Annotated in this window: 3 protein-coding genes; all 3 read right to left on the minus strand. The window is 25.0% G+C overall.

Annotation, left to right across the window (positions count from 1 at the left end; genetic code table 11):
• Positions 1 to 507 precede the first annotated feature (507 nt).
• The 3 genes from NSA58_RS19210 to NSA58_RS19220 all read right to left on the minus strand — a co-directional run bounded on the left by NSA58_RS19210 (position 508) and on the right by NSA58_RS19220 (position 2,116).
• Positions 508 to 1,086, minus strand: a complete 579-nt coding sequence (locus NSA58_RS19210) for a recombinase family protein (protein ID WP_039678628.1) — start codon at positions 1,084 to 1,086, stop codon at positions 508 to 510.
• A gap of 197 nt (positions 1,087 to 1,283) precedes the next feature.
• On the minus strand, positions 1,284 to 1,484 hold the full coding sequence (locus NSA58_RS19215) for a cold-shock protein (RefSeq protein ID WP_039678629.1): 201 nt from the start codon (positions 1,482 to 1,484) through the stop codon (positions 1,284 to 1,286).
• 362 nt (positions 1,485 to 1,846) lie between these two features.
• Positions 1,847 to 2,116, minus strand: a complete 270-nt coding sequence (locus tag NSA58_RS19220) for a hypothetical protein (RefSeq protein ID WP_039678630.1) — start codon at positions 2,114 to 2,116, stop codon at positions 1,847 to 1,849.
• Between the last annotated feature and the right edge of the window lie 119 nt (positions 2,117 to 2,235).

Consider the following 2,235-nt stretch of genomic DNA (forward strand, 5'->3'; position numbering starts at 1 on the left):
TACAGTAATGATGTAAATCCAAAACATCCCACTAAAAAGCGAGAAATACCTTATATTTTTATATCAGAAGTTTATCCTTCCATCTTTTTATCTTTATTTTATTATAAAATTTTATTTTTCTTTCATCTACAGTATAAAAAACTCTATCAAAATCAATAAAACCACTATATTTATTTACCATATATCCCCTAAAAAAATGCAGAGTTATCCAGAATATTATATTGCTTACAGTCATAATAATATTAAAATAAATATGCTTCACTATCCTTATTCATAACCATGCCTTCTTTCAAGTTTTATTATGATATTATTGTAGTTTAAGGTTTAAAAATTTTCATCTACTAACTAAAAAAATTCTATTTAATGCATATCTAACCCTTGATTTAAATTAACTGAAATTATGAATTATTAATGATAATATAGTTTGTATATCACTCTATTAATTATAACAAATGGTTATACCAATTGTTTTACAATTTGTATAACCATTTGTTATATATATATCATTTATATTTCAATACTTTCACGTTCTTTCTTAGCTCTAATTAAAGTACTTTTAGAAATACCAGTCATAAGTCCCACCTCTTTATAGGAATGCGTTTCAAGTAATTTTAAAGCATGTGAAATTTGCTTTTTAGTAAACTTTTTTGGTCTTCCTTCTCTATAATCATCACTTGCTTTTGCCAGCTCTTTTCCCGATGAAGTTCTCTCTACAATCATAGATCTTTCAAACTGAGAAAAAGCAAGAAGACATGTTATTATTAAATCACCCATGGGAGAATTCTCTATAAGTCCCATATTTAATATATGTATATTAATTTCTCTTTCTTGTAAACTCTTAACTATCTCTAACCCCTCTTTTGTGCTTCTACATAACCTATCCAGTTTTGTGGTAACTAATGTATCTCCTTTTTTTAATTTATCTAATATTTCATTAAACACAGGTCTATCAGATTTAATTCCGCTAATTTGTTCTTTATAAATTACTGCATTTTCATATCTCCCTAGAATTTCTCTTTCTTGCAATTCTAAAGAATTATTATCCAATTGACTTCTTGAACTAACTCTACAATATCCGTATATCATGTTATATCCTCTCCATTTTATATACAAAATATAGATTTCTTTTGACACTATATTTTGATACTCTCTTATACATTAATATAACTTATAGAAAAGAAAGGTGTCAATATGTATAAGTTATGACACCTTTCATATTATTATTTATTTAATACAACAAAAAAAGACACAAATTGTGTCTTTTTCCACGATACATATATATATTATAATATAGTTACGTTTTCTGCTTGAGGACCTCTAGCACCTTTAACTATATTAAAGTTTACTTTTTGGCCTTCTTCTAATGATTTAAACCCATCAGTTTGTATAGCTGAAAAATGTACGAATACATCATCTCCACCTTCTACTGATATAAAACCAAATCCTTTTTCATTGTTAAACCATTTTACTATTCCATTATTCATTAAAAAATACTCCTATAAACCTATTTCTAGGTTTTTCAATTTATTTGTGCATTGCTACAAATATTATTATATCATAAATAAATAATATTAGATAGCTTTTTATCTTTTTATTTATTTCTGTTCTTTTTTAACATTCTCTACATCTATTTTATTAATTAATTTATTTATTTTTAGATTATGAACTTAAATATAAGTATTTAGAAATTATAACCAACTTAAAATGGAGTTGTACTAAGGCAGTATAATCCTTTTTGCTGGCATCGACTATAGTACACTATTTTCACTTTATTCATAGCACAATACCTTTTGATACTAGGCAATCCCTAAAGGTATTTTTATTACAAACTCCCCTTTAAAAGGCTCTACATATTATTTTTTAAATATTGTGTATCTAAGATTTCCATAACATAACTTAATATATTCCCCTCATTATCTTTAAAATGAAGTGTTTTCTTGCTCGCTTTCTTGTCAATATTTTTGCAGTTTTTTAATGAATAAGTATTATATGGTGCAATTTCATTACAAAGTTTGTTTTCCATTGCTTGTAATATGTCGCCAGATTGTTTTCCTTCTACTTCATACTTTTCTAGTTCCTTACCATAAAGTTCTTTAAAACTAATTATACATTTCATTTTCTACTCCTCCTTATTGAACTTATATATAAATTCAATAAATAAGTAAAAAAACCTTTATTTCAACAAGTTTTATTATATAAATATTTAATTTTAAGCTATGTTAGTTATATTAAAAT

Origin of the sequence: Terrisporobacter muris (genome assembly GCF_024621905.1) — a bacterium.
Classification (GTDB): Bacteria; Bacillota; Clostridia; order Peptostreptococcales; family Peptostreptococcaceae; genus Terrisporobacter; species Terrisporobacter muris.